A 14824-nucleotide genomic window follows, 5' to 3' on the forward strand; every position below is an offset into this window, starting at 1 on the left:
CACCGCATAAAATTGCGTCAACTCCCGACAACCCGCGGCGGGTTGGCCGGCCTACTCCTCGACGAGTTCGAACTTCTGGACCTTCCCGGTGGTCGTGCGCGGGAGCTCCTCGACGAACTCGATTTCGCGGGGGTGCTTGTACTCGGCGAGGCGCTCCAGGCAGTACTGCTTGATTTCGTCGGCGGTCACGTCGGCGTCCGGCGCCTTCACGACGAACGCCTTCACCGTCTCGCCGCGGCGCTCGTCCGGGATGCCGACGACCGCGGCGTCCGCAATCGCGTCGTGCTCGAACAGCAGCTCCTCGATTTCGCGGGGGTAGACGTTGTAGCCCGCGGTGTTGATCATGTGCTTCTTGCGGTCCGCGACGTAGAAGTAGCCGTCCTCGTCGTGGTAGCCGAGGTCGCCCGTGTGGAACCACCGCTTCCCGTCGGCCTCGGTGAACGCCTCCTCGTTGGCCTCCGGCAGGCCCGAGTACCCCTTCATCACGTTCGGGCCGGAGACGACCAGTTCGCCCGTGATGTCGTCCATGTCGGCGTCGTCCTCGTCGACCGGCCCGCGGTCGATTGGCGGCACCGTCTCGAACTCCTCGGTGACGATGCGGGCGTCGATTCCTTCGAGGGGTTTCCCGATGGAGCCGACGCGGCGGCCCCACTTCGGGGTGTTGAAGTGCGTCACCGGGCTGGTCTCCGTGAGCCCGTACCCCTCGTAGATTTTCACGGGGAACAGCTCCTCGAAGCGCCGCAGCACCTCTACCGGGAGTCCGGACCCCCCGGCCGTGCACTGGCGCAGGCTGGAGAGGTCGAACTCCTCGGCGTTGGGCTGGTTCACGATGTCGTTGTACATCGCGGGGACGCCGTCGAACAGCGTGAGTTCCGCGTCCTCGACGAGCGACAGCGCCTCCTGGGCGTCCCACGCGGGCAGCGGGTAGAACGACGCCCCGGAGAACAGCGCGGCGTTCATCGCGACCGTCATCCCGTAGATGTGGAACAGCGGCAGCACGCCGATCTTGCTGTCGGAGGGCTGGACGCCGCCCTCGACGATGTCCTGGGACTGCTTGGCGTTGGACGCGAGGTTATGGTGGGTGAGCTGGACGCCCTTCGGTTTCCCGGTGGTGCCGGAGGTGTACGGCTGGACGGCGAGGTCGTCGTCCGCGCGCTCGGCGACGCTGTCGTCGCCGTCCGTCAGGAACGCTCGGAACGGCGTGCCAGTGTCGGCGTCTCCGCCGACGGTGACGACGCGCTCGACGTCCGTGTCGTCGCGTACCTGCTCGACGAACGGCACGACGTCGGCGAGCGCGACGACCGTCTCCGCGCCGGAGTCAGAGAGCAGGTGGCGGATTTCGCGGCTCTTGTACTGGGGGTTCATCGGCACGACCGCACACCCCGCGCGCAGCGCGCCGTGGAAGGCGACGACGAACTGCGGGAGGTTCGGGAGGTAGATGCCGACGACGTCGCCGGCCTCGACGCCGCTCTCGCGGAGCGCGGCGGCGAACTGCCCGGTCTGCGCCCAGAACTCCCCGTAGGACAGCTCGGTGTCCTCGTAGACGACCGCGGGTCGCTCCGGCTGCTCGTCGACGACGTCCTCGATGTGTCGAACTAGATTCGTCACGGCTACTGCGGCAAATGACGTCCATCATCAATAATTCTGGTGTTGGCGAAGTCGCGGCGACTCGGTGGCCTTTTGCCGGGTGGCCGCACATCCGAACGCATGACAGCCTTCGACGCCGAGGACGTGCAGGCGTTCATCCAGTCGTACGTCGACGACCACGGCTTCCTCTCGTTTCTGGACCTCTCCGTGGAGCGCGTCGCGGACGGCGAGATGGCCCTGCGCATCCCCTACGACGAGAAGCTCACCAACCACGGCGCGGGCGAGGGGAACGTCCACGGCGGCATCGCCGCCACCATCATCGACACCGCGGGCGGGCTCGCCGTCCGCACGACCCTCGACGAACCGGTCACCGCGGGCGTCGCCACCATCGACCTGAACGTCTCGTACCTCCGGCCCGCGCGCGGCGACCTCGTGGCCGAGGCGGACGTGATTCGGGTCGGCTCCACGGTCGGCGTCGCGGAAGTCACGGTCACCTGCGAGAACGAGGACGGCGAGCGCGTGGAAGTCGCGGTCGGCCGCGGGTCGTTCCGGGTGTTCCGAGACGCCTAGCGGCTCCGACGACCCGACCGCAGGCAGAGTTCCGACGTTCGGACGATGAGGACGCCGGCACCGGCCACGAAGCTCACGAGGTACCCCACGGCGAGCGCGACAGCGGACGGCGGGTGGACGAACAGGAGGACCCAGTACCCGACGAGCGGACAGACGCTGAGCGCGTACAGCAACCGGAAGCCGCGAGACCCCTTCGTGACGTCCAGCGTCCCGTCTTGGGACCGCAACATCCACGTGGCCACGAAGGACCCGCCACCGAACGCCGCGCCGACGACGCCGCCCGCGACGGTGGCCCTCGAAATCAGGTCACCGGCCAGCGCGCCGTCGGTCACGACGCCAAAGAACGACGCGAGCCACCAGAACGCGGCGAACAGGCCGCTCCCGACGGGGACGAACGCGACGAGCAGGACCACGCGAAGGGTCGTCGTGAGTTGGATGTCGCCACTCTGGACTCCGTCGAGCAGGTCCCAGTACCAGTCCCAGAACCACCCGGTAGCCCAGTAGACTCCGGCGCCACCGACCACGGCTGCGACGCCGAGCGCGATTGTGGTCGCGTCACCGGAAAGCAGGCCCAGCACGGCCAGAATCGCGCCCAGCGGAGCCAAGAGCGCGCCACAGAGCCGCGACAATCTCTCGGGGTCCACGCCGGGATCTGTCAACGCACGCGCCAAAGGCGTTCCGAAATTTAGGTGGGTCGGGACCGACGCGGCTCGGCATCGAGACCCCTACTTTGAGGGAGCGCGACGCCGAAACTCGGGTCATGCAGCTGTTCTGGCACCGCCGGGACCTCCGCACGGCCGACAACCGCGGGCTGGCCGCGGCCGCCGACGCGGGCGAGGTCGTCCCCGTGTTCTGCTTCGACGACGAGATTCTCGCTCACGCGAGCCCGCCGCGCGTGGCGTTCATGCTCGACGCGCTGGCCGACCTCCGCGAGCGCTACCGCGACCTCGGCAGCGACCTCCTCGTGCGTCGCGGCGACCCGTCGGCGGTGTTGCCCGCCCTCACCGACGAGTACGATGCCGAGCGCGTGGTCTGGAACCACGACTACTCGGGGCTCGCCAGAGAGCGCGACGAGGCCGTCCGCGCCGCGCTCGGTGACGCGGGCGTCGCTCACGAGCAGTATCACGACGCCGTCTTCCACGAGCCCGGCGAAATCCGGACGAACGCCGGCGACCCCTACTCCGTGTACACGTACTTCTGGAAGAAGTGGCGCGACCGCGAGAAACCCGACCCCGTCCCCGAGCCGTCGGCTGGCGACTTCGCGGACGTCTCCGGCGAAGAGTTGCCGACATTAGCGGACCTCGGATTCGCGGAGCCCGACGCAGCACTGCCGGACGCGGGCACCGAAGCGGCCCGCGAGCGCTTGGAAGACTTCTGCGAGGACGCCGTCTTCCGCTACGAGGAGGCCCGCGACTACCCCGCGGAAGCGGCGACGTCTCGCCTCTCCCAGGACCTCAAGTTCGGAACCATCGGCGTCCGCGAACTGTACGAGCGAACGGAGGACGCGATGGCCGAGGCGGACAACGACGAGGAGCGCGCGAGCGTCGAGGAGTACCAGGGGCAACTCGCGTGGCGGGAGTTCTACGCGCAAGTACTGTACTTCAACCCCGGCGTCGTCTCACAGAACTACAAGGAGTACGAGCAGCCAATCGAGTGGCGCGAGGACGACGCCGAACTGGCGGCGTGGAAGCGCGGGGAGACCGGCTACCCAATCGTCGACGCGGGGATGCGGCAACTCCGCGAGGAGGCGTATATGCACAACCGCGTGCGGATGATCGTCGCGTCGTTCCTCACGAAGGACTTGCTGCAGGACTGGCGCGAGGGCTACGACCACTTCCGCGAGCACCTCGTCGACCACGACACCGCCAACGACAACGGCGGCTGGCAGTGGGCGGCCTCCACGGGCACGGACGCCCAGCCGTACTTCCGCATCTTCAACCCCACGACGCAGGGCGAGCGCTACGACCCGGACGCCGAGTACATCACCGAGTACGTCCCCGAGCTACGCGACGTGCCCGCAGAGAAGATTCACGCGTGGCCGGAGTTAGACGCCGACGAGCGCGCGGCGCTGGCGCCCGACTACCCGGACCCGATTGTGGACCACGGCGAGCGCCGCGAGCAGGCGATTTCGATGTTCGAGCGGGCGCGCGGCGACGACTGAGCGTCGTCGGTAGTACGGGTTCTCTGTTCGGTGAAAGCGGTGAAACGCCAAGTCAGTACAGGGACAGGCCTTAGCTTGCTGTTGGTTGCGAACGCTCGTCGTACCCGTCCGGGGTGTCGTCCGTTCGGCAGTGTCGGTCGCCAAACCGACTAAGTACGTGTGCGTGTAGACGTACACGTATGGGGACGAAGAGCCTCACAATCACCGAAGAGGCCTACGAGCGCCTGAAAGAACACAAGCGGGACGACGAGAGCTTCACCGATACCATTCTTCGGCTCGCGGGCGGCGACCGCGACCTCATGTCGGGCTTCGGGTCGATGCAGGACGTCGACGGGTTCCGCGACGCCGTCGAAGACACACGGGGCGAGCTGGACGCCGACCTGCGAGCGCGAGGCGAGCGGTAGATGCTCGTCTTCGACACGACGTTCCTGCTCGACTACCTCGATGGCGTTGACGCGACGGCGGACTACCTCGCAGCGAACGAGGCGAAGCCGTTCCACGCGGTGTCGCTGTCGCTGTTCGAGGTGTACCGTGGCGCCGCGCAGGCAGGCGGCAGCGACCAACTGGAGACGGCGGCGGACGGCTTGGCGTGGCTGGACGCGCTGCCGTTGACCGAGCCGGCAGCGCGGGAGGCCGCGCTGATTGAGGCGTCACTGCTCGACGACGGTGCCTGCGTCAATCTCGGCGACACGCTGATTGCGGGCGTCTGCCGGCACCACGACGCGCGGATTGTCACGCGCGACGACCACTTCGACCGCGTCCCCGGCCTCGACGTCGAGACCTACTGACGAACCCCTGAACGAAATTCCAGTAGCCGAAGCGGAGTTGCTCGTTGCGACTGGATTGTGTCTCCTACCGATAGGCCACTGTCCGGTCGCAACCAGTCTGAGCGGGAAATCGCGCGGCGACGACTAAGCCCGCCGTGCGACCTGCGTCCAGACGACGACGGCGCCGACGGCGGTGACGGCGGCGGCGAGCGTCCACGCGACGTCGTAACTGAAGCCGTCCACGACGAATCCGAACAGCGGCGGCGCGGCGATGCCGCCGAGGTTCAGCGTGGTCTGGCCGCCGGCGGTGGCGGCGCCGACCTCGTCGTCGTCCACGATGGCGGTCATCGTGGCGTAGTAGACGCCGGGGAACCCAAGGATGAACAGGCCCAGTAGCGCGAACGCGACCGCGGACGTCCACGGCGTCTCCGCGACGGTGACGCCGAGGAAGCAGACGGCGGCGAGGACGCCCTGCGCGGTCAACACGAGCGCGGGGCCGCGTGACGGCGCGCCGCTCATCCGGTCGGAGAGCGCGCCGCCGACGAGGCGGCCGACGCTGCCCGAGACCTGCACGCCGGCGAGGACGGCGCCAGCGAAGCCCGCGGCGACCGCGACGGATTCGGTCATGTGGAGGACGACGTAGCCCGTGGTCGTGAACACCGCCGCGCCGAGGAACAGACCGGCGAGAACGAGCCCGCGGTACGCGGGGTCGTCGAGGAGGCCGCGGACGTCCGGCATCGAGAGCGTGCCGGAGCCGGTCGTCCCCTCGTAGCCGGCGGCGAACGCCGCGGCGACGACGACGGCCGCGCCGGCGACGACGAGGAAGCCGCCGCGCCAGCCGAAGCGGGTGGCAGCGACGGCGGTGACGAGGAGCGCGCCGAGGCCGGAACCGGCGGTGACGCCGACTTGCTTGACGTTCATCGCGAGGTTCCGGCTGTCCCGCGGGGAGACGGCGACGATGGCGCGGTTGGTGGCGGGCATCGCGGTGGCGTACGCGAACCCGAGGACGACGAGCGCGGCGAGCAACAGCGGGAACGTCGGCGCGAACGCGACGCCGACGCAGCCGACCGCCATCCCGAGCAGTCCGACGACCATCACGGGACGCTCGCCGTAGCCGTCGACGGCGGCGCCCGTCCCGAACAGGAGGACGGTGTAGCCGAGCATGATGGCGGTGACGACGGTGCCGGTGAGCGCGCGGGAGATGCCGAAGTCCTCGCGCACGAACGCCGTCGACGCGAAGATGGCGTAGAACGCGAGGCTCGCCGTGAACTGCCACCCGGTCACGAGGCCGACGCCGCGCCACGAGCGCATACGCGTGGGTCGAAGCTCCCGACGTATGTGACTGACCATCCAAACCGCCGGCAAGCGGCGTCACTCGCCGGTTTTTCGTGTTGTGTGCTAGCATAGACGCCACAAACGTTTAACACGAACCGCTACGATGGTACTTCCCGGGTGACCGCACCATGAGTGACTACGAACTTCCACCGCTTCCGTACGACTACGACGCACTCGAACCGCACATCTCCGAGCAGGTGCTGACGTGGCATCACGACACTCACCACCAGGGCTACGTCAACGGCTGGAACAGCGCCGAGGAGACCCTCGAAGCCAACCGCGAGGAGGGTGACTTCTCCTCGTCGGCGGGCGCCATCGGCAACGTGACCCACAACGGCTCCGGGCACATCCTGCACTCCATCTTCTGGAACAACATGAGCCCGAACGGCGGCGGCGAACCCGCCGGCGCCCTCGCCGCGCGCATCGAGGAGGACTTCGGCTCCTACGAGGCGTGGAAGGGCGAGTTCGAGGCCGCCGCGTCCGCCGCGGGTGGCTGGGCGCTCCTCGTGTACGACAGCCACTCCGAGCAGCTCCGCAACGTCGTCGTCGACAAGCACGACCAGGGCGCTCTCTGGGGCTCCCATCCCATCCTCGCGCTGGACGTCTGGGAGCACTCCTACTACTACGACTACGGCCCCGACCGCGGCGACTTCGTCGACAACTTCTTCGAGGTCGTCGACTGGGACGACGTCGCGGACCGCTACGAAGAGGTCGCTGCGCGCTTCGAGTAGCGCCGCACATCCGCCGTTTTTCTTTCGCGCTACGCGTCGTCGGGAGCCACGGGTGCGAGCGCTTTTACGCCGTACTCGGCGGCGAGGTCGTGGACAGTGTCGGTGAGCGCGCCGAAGTCGTAGTTGGCGTCGTTTGCGTCCACGCCGACGACGACGCCGACCTGCGCGTCGTCCTCGGAGACGAACGTCCGGAACAGTTCCCACGTGTCAAACCCGCGGTGCGTGTACCGGAACTCCGAGTAGTGGAGGCGGTTGTACGTCTGTCGCGTGACGAAGCCGTAGCGCTCGTTGTCGAGGTGTTTCTCCACGTCGACGTCCTCGATTCGGTCGGCGACGTCCTCGCGGAGGTACAGCGACTGCTGGGTGTGTTGGTCGAGCACCCAGACGTCGCGGAGGTTGTCGCCGAGCGCGTCGCGGAGGGCGTCGACCAGCGCCGCCTTCGCGTCGTCGAGAGCCGACTGCGGCTGCGTGTCGTGCGTTGTCATGCGGACCGCTCGTCCGTGGTTGCGACAGACGCCCGGATAAGCGTTCCCCAACCCGGGGCACCGCCACCGGGGGTTTTTTCGTCGCGACGCCCGACCGTCGGGTATGCCCGTTCCCAAGGACGACTTCGAGGCGCTCCACCCGTGTGACTTCTACACGCCCGCGGAGCTCCTCGACGCCGACGAGATGTACACCGTCTACGAAATCGCGCGGCTCCTCCAGGACCTGGAGGCGGACGCGGAGCTGGACCCGAACACGGAGAACGTCCTCCTCGACTGGGCGATTCCGTGGATTATGCGCCACAGCGACGACCTCGTCGTCGCCGAACCGCGCGAGGACGACGAGCCCGGCTACTACGGCGTGAAACCCGACGACGCCTGACGCGCTTTCTCCGCACCGGTACGCCGAGTTTTGGAGGGGTAGAAACTACTGTCGGGCGGCCCGCGCCGCCAACTCCACGTTCTCGATTGCGCCGTCCGTGACGCTCGGGCCGTGGCCGGCGTGCATCACGTCGAGGTCGCCGACGACGTCGAGCACGCGCTCGATGCTTCGCACGAGCGTCGCGCGGTCGCCACCCTCCAGGTCGGTGCGGCCGAACGCGCCGTGCGCGAACACGAGGTCCGCGGCGAACAGCACGCCCGCGTCCCGCGAGTAGAACACGAGGTGGTGTGGCTCGTGGCCGGGCGTGTGCAGGGCCTCGTAGTCGTGGTCGCCGATGGTGACCGTGTCGCCGTCCGCGAGTTCGTGGTCCACGCTGTCGATGTTCGCGTCGAACCCCCAAGCGTCCACGTCAAAGGCGACTTTCACGTCGTCGAGGTTGCCGACGTGGTCGGGGTGGGGATGCGTGAGAAGCACCGCGTCGAGGTCGTCAACGCGCTCGCGGACGGCACCAACGGCGTCGAAGTTCGCGCCGGGGTCCACGAGGACGGTGCGTTCGCCCTCCACGAGGAAGGCGTTGCTCGTGAACGCGTCGACGCCGGCGGCGAGATTCGTGACCATACTCCGGCTACGCCGTCGCGCACTTAGACGTTGCCGGGACGAGAGCGCAGGCGGAGGCGGTCAGCGCGGCGCGCCGACGAGCACGAGCTCGGAGTAGTGGTCGCGGTTGCGAATCTGTCGGGTCTCCTCGGCGTCGATGCGGAGGGCTTCGCGCTCGTCCAGGGAGACCGTCTCGCCGCCGAACTCCACGTCCACGCCGCCCTCGACGACGTAGTAGACTTCCTCCTGGCCGGAGTCGCGGTGGTCGTGTTCCATCCCCTCGGCGTTGGGCTCCATCGTGAACAGCGTGAACGCCACCTCGTCGGTGTCGAGGGGGTCTTTCATGCGGAACATCTTCGCGCGGGCGTCGTCCGGCAGCGCCGATTCGGCGTCAGCTATCGTCGCCTTCTCGTAGGGCATGGGGGAAGCTGCGACGGGCCGACACTTCTTGCTGGTGGCCGCGCGCTTCGGAGCGTTTTAGTCCGCGGCGCGAGCATCCACGTCCAGTATGCGAGTACGCCTTCTGGACGCGACCGACGACCCCGAGGAGCTCATCTGCCAGGGCGCGCGCAACGACTACATGAGCGAGTGGGTGGCCGAACAGGACTTCGAGGAAGCGATGGACGGCGTGGAGGGCGACGACGTCGAGGAGCAGAAGGCGAACTTCCTCGCGAAGCTCCTCAAGCGCGGGCACTACGGACCCTTCGAGCACCCGAGCGCGACGTTCGCCATCGAGGGGATGAGCCGGTCGTGCATGGCCCAGCTCACTCGCCACCGCCACGCGAGCTTCGACGTGCAGTCGATGCGCTACGTCGCCTTCGACGAGGTGGACCCCGCGGACGTCGAGGACGGCGAGATGGTGGTGACGCCGCCGTCCGCCACGGACCCGGACTGGGTCGGCCGCAACCAGAAGGCCGACGACTTCGACGAGGAGGACGTCGAGAAGCGCGAGGAAATCTTCCAGCGGTCGGTCCGCCAGTCCGTCGAGGACTACCAGGAGCTACTGGAGCTCGGGATGCCGCCTGAGGACGCGCGGTTCGTCCTCCCCATCGGTACCGAGGTGAACGTCGTCGTCACGCTGAACCCGCGGTCGCTGATGCACATCGCGGACATGCGCGCGGCGGCGGACGCCCAGTGGGAGATTCGCGACCTCACCGAGCAGCTACTGGACCTCGCCGCCGAGTGGTGCCCGCACACCTTCGACTACTACGAGGCGGAGATGAAACACCGGAAGAACCGGCTCGCGCCCTAGTCGTCGCCGCGGAGCCGCCCGACGACGCTCGCGGTGACCGCCGCGGCCGCCGCGACCACGCCGAACCCGGGCGCGCTCCCGGCCGACTCTGATTCCGTCTCCGTCCCGGTTTCGCTCTCGGTCTCGGTCGTCGTCCCCGCCGACTGTTGGACGGACTCTCTGAGTTCGATTCGTTCGGTCGCGTGCACGTCCCGCGAGGACGCCGCAACCGAAACCTCGTACTCGCCGTAGTCGACCGCCCACTCGTCGGCCTCCTCGTCCCAGTAGCGGAACGCCTCCCGGTCGATGTCCACGGAGACGGTCTCGGTCTCGCCGGCCGCCACGTCCACCTTCTGGAACCCTGCGAGTTCTTTCGGCGGGCGTTCGACGCTCGAATCGACTGCGCCGACGTACACTTGGACGGCTTCCGCGCCGTCCCGGTCGCCGGTGTTGGTCACGTCCACGCTCACGGTGAGGCCGTCCTCGGGGGTCGTCGCGGCCCTCGAGACGGACGCGTTCTCGTACTCGAAGTCGGTGTAGCTGAGGCCGTGGCCGAACGGGAACAGCGGCTCCACGTCGTTCGCGTCGAAGTGCCGGTAGCCCGCGAACACGCCTTCGTCGTAGTGGACGGTGCCGTCCACGCCCGGGAAGCCGCGCGCGCCGTCCGGCAGCGACGCCACCTCCTGCGGGAGGTAGTCTTCGAGGGATTCAGCGAACGTGACCGGCGTCTTCCCGGAGGGGTTTGTCTCGCCAAATAGGACGTTCGCGAGCGCGCGGCCGCCTTCCTGCCCCGGGAACCACAGTTGGAGCACGGCGGGCACGGCCGACAGCCACGGCATCGCCACCGGCGACCGAACCGTCACCGTCGGAATGGTCGGCGCGTTCCTCGAAGACTACGAGGCGACGAACGTGGTGCTGCGCGACGGCGAGTGAACGCGCCGACAGCCCGGCACCCGGTTGCGACCGCCCGAACGGAGCACCCCCGACGCGTGTGTGGGACTCTGCCAGCGCGACGCCGAGACGAAACCGTTATTTGTACCTCGCGGCTACGAAGGAGTGGACGCGCTCCGTTGGTGTAGTCCGGCCAATCATCTTGCCCTCTCACGGCAAGGACCAGGGTTCGAATCCCTGACGGAGCACTCCCTTCCTCTCGCCGGTTCCGAAGTGGTCAGCCGCGGCTTCTGATGGTCGGCGCGTTCCTCGTGAGCGTCGCGGTCAGGGCGTGTTTCGAGTGGGTGACGTGGGTAGGTAACCGAATCACCTGACCGGGGAGTCGCTTCTCGTGGTCGCACTTAGACTGGGGGTCGAATATGTTCCCACGAACCTCCTTTTGGGTCGTCCGGCTAGGCGGTGGTAGACCGCGACTCTCGCGAGCCCTCTCCACCAAACGCATGCCATACGTGAAACTCAGTATTACCATCCCGGATCTGGTCTGGATGAGCGACCTCTCACAGGCGTTCCCCGAGACGGTGTTCCGCGTCACCGCCGCCACCGTGAACGACGACGTCGGCGTCGCGCACATCGACGTTCACGGCGAAGAGAGCACGGCCGTCGTGGAGTCGTTCCGCGACTACGACGCCGTGACCGACCTCACGGTGCTGGACGACGGGCCGAAGGCGACCCGGGTCCAACTCGAAACCACGTCCCCGCTCATGCTGCGGTCGATACAGGACTCCGGCGTGCCGCTGCAACTGCCGTTCGAGGTCCAGGACGGCGAACTGCTCTTGGAGCTCACCGTCCCGTCGGGCACGATGACGGACCTGACCGAGACGCTCGGCGACTACGGCATCCCCTACACCGTCGAACGCGTCAGCCAAGACACGGACTCCGGGTCGCTTCTGACCGAGCGCCAAGCGTGGGTGCTCGACAGGGCCGTCGAGCGAGGGTACTACGACACGCCCCGCGAGACGACGCTCGCCGAACTCGCCGACGACCTCGGGATGGCGAAGTCGACGTGCAGCGAACTCCTCCACCGTGCCGAGGGACACGTCATCAAGGACTACCACACCGACACCGAGACCACCGAGACGGAGACGCCCGCGCTCTCGGACTGACGAGTCGGAGCGAGATACCGCCGCTCGTCTGGGAGTCGGGTTCGGATGCGGCGGCGCTCGCTCGTGACCTCGTCACGTGACTGGGTCCTCCACGAGTGAACGCACGCTCTGGATGAGTTCGTCGTAGTTGGGGGCGGTGTAGGCGTCTTCCGTGTGCCACTTGTAGCGGATGTCGTGTGACTCGTCGAGCGTGAGCAGCGCTCGCTTGGGGACCCCGGAGTGGTGTTCCCACTCGTCGTACGCGAGGTCGAACTGCTCGACGACGTCGCCCTCGGTGTCGCTGAGCAGCGGGAACGGCAGGTCGTACTCCTGAATGAACTGCTTGTGGGCGTAACAGGAGTCCCGCGAGATGCCGAGGACGTCGACGTTCTCGGTGAACGTGAGGTACTCGGCGTCCCGGAACTGGCAGAAGACCTCGGTGCAGACGGGGCTGAAGTCGAACGGGTAGAACACGAGGACGGCCGCGCCCTCGTTCGTGTGGTCGCTCAGCCGGTACTTCCTGATTTCCTTGCCTTCCGTACCCGGCAACGCGAAGTCGAAGGCCGACTTTCGGTCACTAATCACAGTATCATGTTGTCTTGGTACCAGTTAGCACTCGTGGCTGGTCAACAATGACACTTATCTACCACCGCGGGAGGGAAGCGACCGTCGCCCGGGATTGCGGCGGCTCCGTGCGAACGCCGGCGGCTCGCGCGACCGCCCGCCCCAGTCCCGGTCAGCAGAGGAACTCGATGCCCGTGATTTCGAATCGCGCGCCGCCCGTCTCGGCGTCAGCGGCCGTTACGTCCCAGCCGTGGGCGTTCACAATCGTGCGGACGACCGAGAGGCCGTATCCGTGGCCGTCGTCTCGCGTGGTGAACCCGTGGTCGAACACCTGCTCTTTGTGTTCGTCGGCAATCCCCGGGCCGTCGTCCTCGACGTAGAAGCCGTTGTCGAGCTGGCCGACGCGCACCGTCACGTCGGTGCCGCCGTGTTCGATGGCGTTCCGGAAGAGGTTCTCGAACAGCTCGCAGAGCCTGTCCGGGTCGCTGCTCACCGACTGAATCGGCTCGTAGTGGAGGGTCGCACTGGGGGTGGTAGACAGCGTCTGCCACGCCATGTCGACGACGTCACCGATGTCGGTCGGCTCCGGGTCGGTGACGACGTCTCCCTGTCGCGCCACCCGGAGCAGGTCTTCGACGAGTCGCTCCATCCGGTCGGTCGTCTCCTCGATGGTTTCGAGGTGTTTCTCGTCGCCGGTCTCCTCGTATCGCTGGAGATACCCGTCGATGATGCTCAGCGGGTTCCTGAGGTCGTGCGCGAGGATGTCGGTGAACTCCTTGAGGCGGTCGTTCTGCCGCTCTAGCATTCGCTCGTACTCTTTGGTGGTCGTGGTGTCCTGGCTGATGGCAGCGTAGCCGTCGAACGTCTCGTTCCACAGCGGCGACAGCGTCAGCGTCCCCCAGAAGACCGAGTCGTCCGCGCGCCGATGCCAGTGTTCGACTTCGACGGTGTCAGTGGCCGGCCGCTCGAAGAAGTCCGCCGGGAGCGAGTTCGAGTCACCGCTCTCCTTGTCGGCGAACAGCGTGCGCACGTGGCGGCCGAGCGCCGTCTCCGTGTCGTATCCGTAGAGCGCTTCGGCGGGCGCAGACCACGTGGTAATCTCTCCGTCGGCGTCGAGCATGAAAATCGCGTGCGTGGCCGCGCCTTCGATGAGGTGGCGAGCGACCGTGTCGCTCGGTTCGGACCCATCGGCCCTGGGGGCGTGCGGACCGGGTGAATCCGTCATACGGACATATTGCCCCCCGCCGGAGAACGGTTTCGGGTTGGCGTGCCATGGGGTTCAAACCGGTTCGCGTCCCGTCACTTCAGTCGCGCGCTACTCGGCGAGTTCGACGACCACGACTTCCACGTCCGGGCCGGGGTCGTCGCTGCGGTACTCCCACGCTCCTCGTGGGTCGATGTCGTTCCGGCGCGCGGCGAGAAGTACTCGGCCGAGTGCCGCCTCGAAGTCGGCCGTGTTCGATAGCCCGTCGTCGGGAGTGAAGTCGGTTGTCATGAGTGGTGGACACGCGCCGACTGCGAGGTGCTGGCGTGGGGTTCGGGGGTCGCAGTGGTGTGTCTCGGTATCGTCTGGTACGCCCTCGCACGGGAAAACACCACCGAAACCCATGGTACACCATGCCCAAAATATCCGACGGGCTCGGCCACCTCGGTCGTTGACTCAGTTCCGGGTGAACGGGCGTCTTTACGCGACTGCGGGCGAATGGGGAGGTATCTAATGAGCGTCATCGTCGAGTTGGTCGTTCCGTCTGACGCGTTCGAGCTGGGGCAGATTCTCCGGGTCGAGGAGCCGACGCAGGTCACGGTGGAGACGATGGTGCCGCTGGGCGGGAGACCGACGCCGTTCGTTCGAGTCCGAAACGACGCGCGTGGGAGCTTCGAGCGGTCCGTCCGCGAGCACGCCTCGGTCAACGAGGTGCAGCTCGTCAACACCCACGACGACGAATCGCTGTACGCGCTGAACTGGGAGCCCTCGGAGTCGTCGCTCCTAGCGATGGTTCTCGAACTGGACGCAGTGCTGCTCGGCGCGACCGGGACCGCGGACACGTGGGGGCTCGAAATCAGGTTCCCGTCACACGACGCGCTCTCGGAGTTCCAGCAGTACTACGTTGGAGCGAACATCGACGTGTCAGTCGAACGCATCTACAATCCCACGAAGCCGGACGCCGGCCCCTGGTACGGGCTGACCGCGACCCAGCGCGAGACGCTCATGCGCGCCGTGGAAGCGGGCTACTACTCGCTGCCGCGCCAGCTGTCCACCCAAGACCTCGCGGACACCTTCGACGTCTCCGACCAGGCGGTCACCGAGCGGCTCCGGCGGGGCATCGAAACCCTGGTAATGAACACGCTGTTGGTCGACGAGCAATCCTGAGCCCCGAGCCTAC

Annotated in this window: 19 protein-coding genes and 1 tRNA gene; 10 read left to right on the top strand and 10 right to left on the bottom strand. The window is 67.4% G+C overall.

The genetic code is table 11. From position 1 onward, the window contains the following. Positions 1 to 51 precede the first annotated feature (51 nt). Entirely contained in the window at positions 52 to 1608 is a 1557-nt protein-coding gene (locus ABSL23_RS11640; RefSeq protein ID WP_353633846.1) for a long-chain fatty acid--CoA ligase, read from the bottom strand. Between the two features lie 99 nt (positions 1609 to 1707). On the opposite strand from ABSL23_RS11640, the gene ABSL23_RS11645 reads away from it, so the two are divergent. Further along, positions 1708 to 2157, top strand: coding sequence for a PaaI family thioesterase (locus ABSL23_RS11645; protein ID WP_353633847.1), 450 nt, complete (start codon positions 1708 to 1710; stop codon positions 2155 to 2157). On the opposite strand, the gene ABSL23_RS11650 is transcribed toward ABSL23_RS11645, so the two are convergent. Continuing rightward, a complete protein-coding gene (locus ABSL23_RS11650; RefSeq protein WP_353633848.1) occupies positions 2154 to 2801 on the bottom strand; it encodes a hypothetical protein in 648 nt (215 codons plus the stop codon). The two genes, ABSL23_RS11645 and ABSL23_RS11650, sit on opposite strands and share 4 nt — an antisense overlap. 116 nt (positions 2802 to 2917) lie before the next feature. Between ABSL23_RS11650 and ABSL23_RS11655 the strand changes: the two genes are divergently transcribed. The 3 genes from ABSL23_RS11655 to ABSL23_RS11665 all read left to right on the top strand — a co-directional run bounded on the left by ABSL23_RS11655 (position 2918) and on the right by ABSL23_RS11665 (position 5106). After that, positions 2918 to 4318 (top strand): deoxyribodipyrimidine photo-lyase, encoded by a 1401-nt coding sequence (locus ABSL23_RS11655; protein ID WP_353633849.1) that lies wholly within the window; start codon positions 2918 to 2920, stop codon positions 4316 to 4318. A 179-nt stretch (positions 4319 to 4497) separates the two neighbouring features. Beyond that, positions 4498 to 4722 (top strand): antitoxin VapB family protein, encoded by a 225-nt coding sequence (locus tag ABSL23_RS11660; protein ID WP_059056770.1) that lies wholly within the window; start codon positions 4498 to 4500, stop codon positions 4720 to 4722. Then, positions 4723 to 5106 carry a PIN domain-containing protein gene (locus ABSL23_RS11665; protein ID WP_059056771.1) on the top strand — a complete coding sequence of 128 codons (384 nt, stop codon included), beginning with the start codon at positions 4723 to 4725 and terminating at the stop codon, positions 5104 to 5106. Positions 5107 to 5229: 123 nt separating this feature from the next. Here the strand turns inward: ABSL23_RS11665 and ABSL23_RS11670 are convergent, their stop codons facing one another. Next, the gene (locus tag ABSL23_RS11670; RefSeq protein ID WP_353633850.1) at positions 5230 to 6396 is read right to left on the bottom strand and encodes an MFS transporter; all 1167 of its coding nucleotides are present in this window, start codon (positions 6394 to 6396) and stop codon (positions 5230 to 5232) included. 152 nt (positions 6397 to 6548) lie between these two features. On the opposite strand from ABSL23_RS11670, the gene sod reads away from it, so the two are divergent. Continuing rightward, positions 6549 to 7151, top strand: a complete 603-nt coding sequence (sod, locus tag ABSL23_RS11675; protein ID WP_059056773.1) for a superoxide dismutase — start codon at positions 6549 to 6551, stop codon at positions 7149 to 7151. A 29-nt stretch (positions 7152 to 7180) separates the two neighbouring features. Here the strand turns inward: sod and ABSL23_RS11680 are convergent, their stop codons facing one another. After that, entirely contained in the window at positions 7181 to 7636 is a 456-nt protein-coding gene (locus tag ABSL23_RS11680; protein WP_059056774.1) for a hypothetical protein, read from the bottom strand. 103 nt (positions 7637 to 7739) lie between these two features. On the opposite strand from ABSL23_RS11680, the gene ABSL23_RS11685 reads away from it, so the two are divergent. After that, positions 7740 to 8015 carry a DUF5827 family protein gene (locus ABSL23_RS11685; RefSeq protein ID WP_059056775.1) on the top strand — a complete coding sequence of 92 codons (276 nt, stop codon included), beginning with the start codon at positions 7740 to 7742 and terminating at the stop codon, positions 8013 to 8015. 45 nt (positions 8016 to 8060) lie between these two features. Here ABSL23_RS11685 and ABSL23_RS11690 read toward each other — a convergent pair whose 3' ends face one another. Then, on the bottom strand, positions 8061 to 8633 hold the full coding sequence (locus tag ABSL23_RS11690; RefSeq protein WP_353633851.1) for an MBL fold metallo-hydrolase: 573 nt from the start codon (positions 8631 to 8633) through the stop codon (positions 8061 to 8063). 60 nt (positions 8634 to 8693) lie between these two features. After that, positions 8694 to 9032 carry a cupin domain-containing protein gene (locus ABSL23_RS11695; RefSeq protein ID WP_059056777.1) on the bottom strand — a complete coding sequence of 113 codons (339 nt, stop codon included), beginning with the start codon at positions 9030 to 9032 and terminating at the stop codon, positions 8694 to 8696. 88 nt (positions 9033 to 9120) lie between these two features. Here ABSL23_RS11695 and thyX point away from each other — a divergent pair, with 88 nt between their 5' ends. Next, positions 9121 to 9864, top strand: a complete 744-nt coding sequence (gene thyX, locus ABSL23_RS11700) for an FAD-dependent thymidylate synthase (protein ID WP_059056778.1) — start codon at positions 9121 to 9123, stop codon at positions 9862 to 9864. On the opposite strand, the gene ABSL23_RS11705 is transcribed toward thyX, so the two are convergent. Then, on the bottom strand, positions 9861 to 10706 hold the full coding sequence (locus ABSL23_RS11705; RefSeq protein WP_059056779.1) for a fibronectin type III-like domain-contianing protein: 846 nt from the start codon (positions 10704 to 10706) through the stop codon (positions 9861 to 9863). The genes thyX and ABSL23_RS11705 overlap by 4 nt on opposite strands. A 201-nt stretch (positions 10707 to 10907) precedes the next feature. Here ABSL23_RS11705 and ABSL23_RS11710 point away from each other — a divergent pair. Further along, a tRNA-Glu gene (locus ABSL23_RS11710) sits at positions 10908 to 10982 on the top strand. A 252-nt stretch (positions 10983 to 11234) separates the two neighbouring features. After that, on the top strand, positions 11235 to 11897 hold the full coding sequence (locus ABSL23_RS11715; protein WP_059056780.1) for a helix-turn-helix domain-containing protein: 663 nt from the start codon (positions 11235 to 11237) through the stop codon (positions 11895 to 11897). Positions 11898 to 11969: 72 nt separating this feature from the next. Here ABSL23_RS11715 and ABSL23_RS11720 read toward each other — a convergent pair whose 3' ends face one another. From ABSL23_RS11720 to ABSL23_RS11730, 3 genes are all read right to left on the bottom strand, one after another. Further along, a complete protein-coding gene (locus ABSL23_RS11720) occupies positions 11970 to 12461 on the bottom strand; it encodes a redoxin domain-containing protein (protein WP_059056781.1) in 492 nt (163 codons plus the stop codon). Between the two features lie 151 nt (positions 12462 to 12612). Then, complete coding sequence (locus tag ABSL23_RS11725) at positions 12613 to 13665, bottom strand: PAS domain-containing sensor histidine kinase (protein ID WP_353633852.1); 1053 nt, start codon at positions 13663 to 13665, stop codon at positions 12613 to 12615. A gap of 90 nt (positions 13666 to 13755) precedes the next feature. Continuing rightward, on the bottom strand, positions 13756 to 13935 hold the full coding sequence (locus ABSL23_RS11730) for a hypothetical protein (protein ID WP_059056783.1): 180 nt from the start codon (positions 13933 to 13935) through the stop codon (positions 13756 to 13758). 318 nt (positions 13936 to 14253) lie between these two features. On the opposite strand from ABSL23_RS11730, the gene ABSL23_RS11735 reads away from it, so the two are divergent. Then, the gene (locus ABSL23_RS11735; protein WP_353635380.1) at positions 14254 to 14811 is read left to right on the top strand and encodes a helix-turn-helix domain-containing protein; all 558 of its coding nucleotides are present in this window, start codon (positions 14254 to 14256) and stop codon (positions 14809 to 14811) included. Positions 14812 to 14824 lie beyond the last annotated feature (13 nt).

Source organism: Halobacterium sp. NMX12-1 (assembly GCF_040435975.1).
GTDB lineage: Archaea > Halobacteriota > Halobacteria > Halobacteriales > Halobacteriaceae > Halobacterium > Halobacterium hubeiense.

Bases quoted from the DNA above. Each gene is read 5' to 3' on its own strand.
- ABSL23_RS11645 (WP_353633847.1), top strand. From the start codon at position 1,708: ATGACAGCCTTCGACGCCGAGGACGTGCAGGCGTTCATCCAGTCGTAC.
- ABSL23_RS11655 (WP_353633849.1), top strand. From the start codon at position 2,918: ATGCAGCTGTTCTGGCACCGCCGGGACCTCCGCACGGCCGACAACCGC.
- ABSL23_RS11660 (WP_059056770.1), top strand. From the start codon at position 4,498: ATGGGGACGAAGAGCCTCACAATCACCGAAGAGGCCTACGAGCGCCTG.
- ABSL23_RS11665 (WP_059056771.1), top strand. From the start codon at position 4,723: ATGCTCGTCTTCGACACGACGTTCCTGCTCGACTACCTCGATGGCGTT.
- ABSL23_RS11670 (WP_353633850.1), bottom strand. From the start codon at position 6,396: ATGCGCTCGTGGCGCGGCGTCGGCCTCGTGACCGGGTGGCAGTTCACG.
- sod (WP_059056773.1), top strand. From the start codon at position 6,549: ATGAGTGACTACGAACTTCCACCGCTTCCGTACGACTACGACGCACTC.
- ABSL23_RS11680 (WP_059056774.1), bottom strand. From the start codon at position 7,636: ATGACAACGCACGACACGCAGCCGCAGTCGGCTCTCGACGACGCGAAG.
- ABSL23_RS11685 (WP_059056775.1), top strand. From the start codon at position 7,740: ATGCCCGTTCCCAAGGACGACTTCGAGGCGCTCCACCCGTGTGACTTC.
- ABSL23_RS11690 (WP_353633851.1), bottom strand. From the start codon at position 8,633: ATGGTCACGAATCTCGCCGCCGGCGTCGACGCGTTCACGAGCAACGCC.
- ABSL23_RS11695 (WP_059056777.1), bottom strand. From the start codon at position 9,032: ATGCCCTACGAGAAGGCGACGATAGCTGACGCCGAATCGGCGCTGCCG.
- thyX (WP_059056778.1), top strand. From the start codon at position 9,121: ATGCGAGTACGCCTTCTGGACGCGACCGACGACCCCGAGGAGCTCATC.
- ABSL23_RS11715 (WP_059056780.1), top strand. From the start codon at position 11,235: ATGCCATACGTGAAACTCAGTATTACCATCCCGGATCTGGTCTGGATG.
- ABSL23_RS11725 (WP_353633852.1), bottom strand. From the start codon at position 13,665: ATGACGGATTCACCCGGTCCGCACGCCCCCAGGGCCGATGGGTCCGAA.
- ABSL23_RS11730 (WP_059056783.1), bottom strand. From the start codon at position 13,935: ATGACAACCGACTTCACTCCCGACGACGGGCTATCGAACACGGCCGAC.
- ABSL23_RS11735 (WP_353635380.1), top strand. From the start codon at position 14,254: ATGGTGCCGCTGGGCGGGAGACCGACGCCGTTCGTTCGAGTCCGAAAC.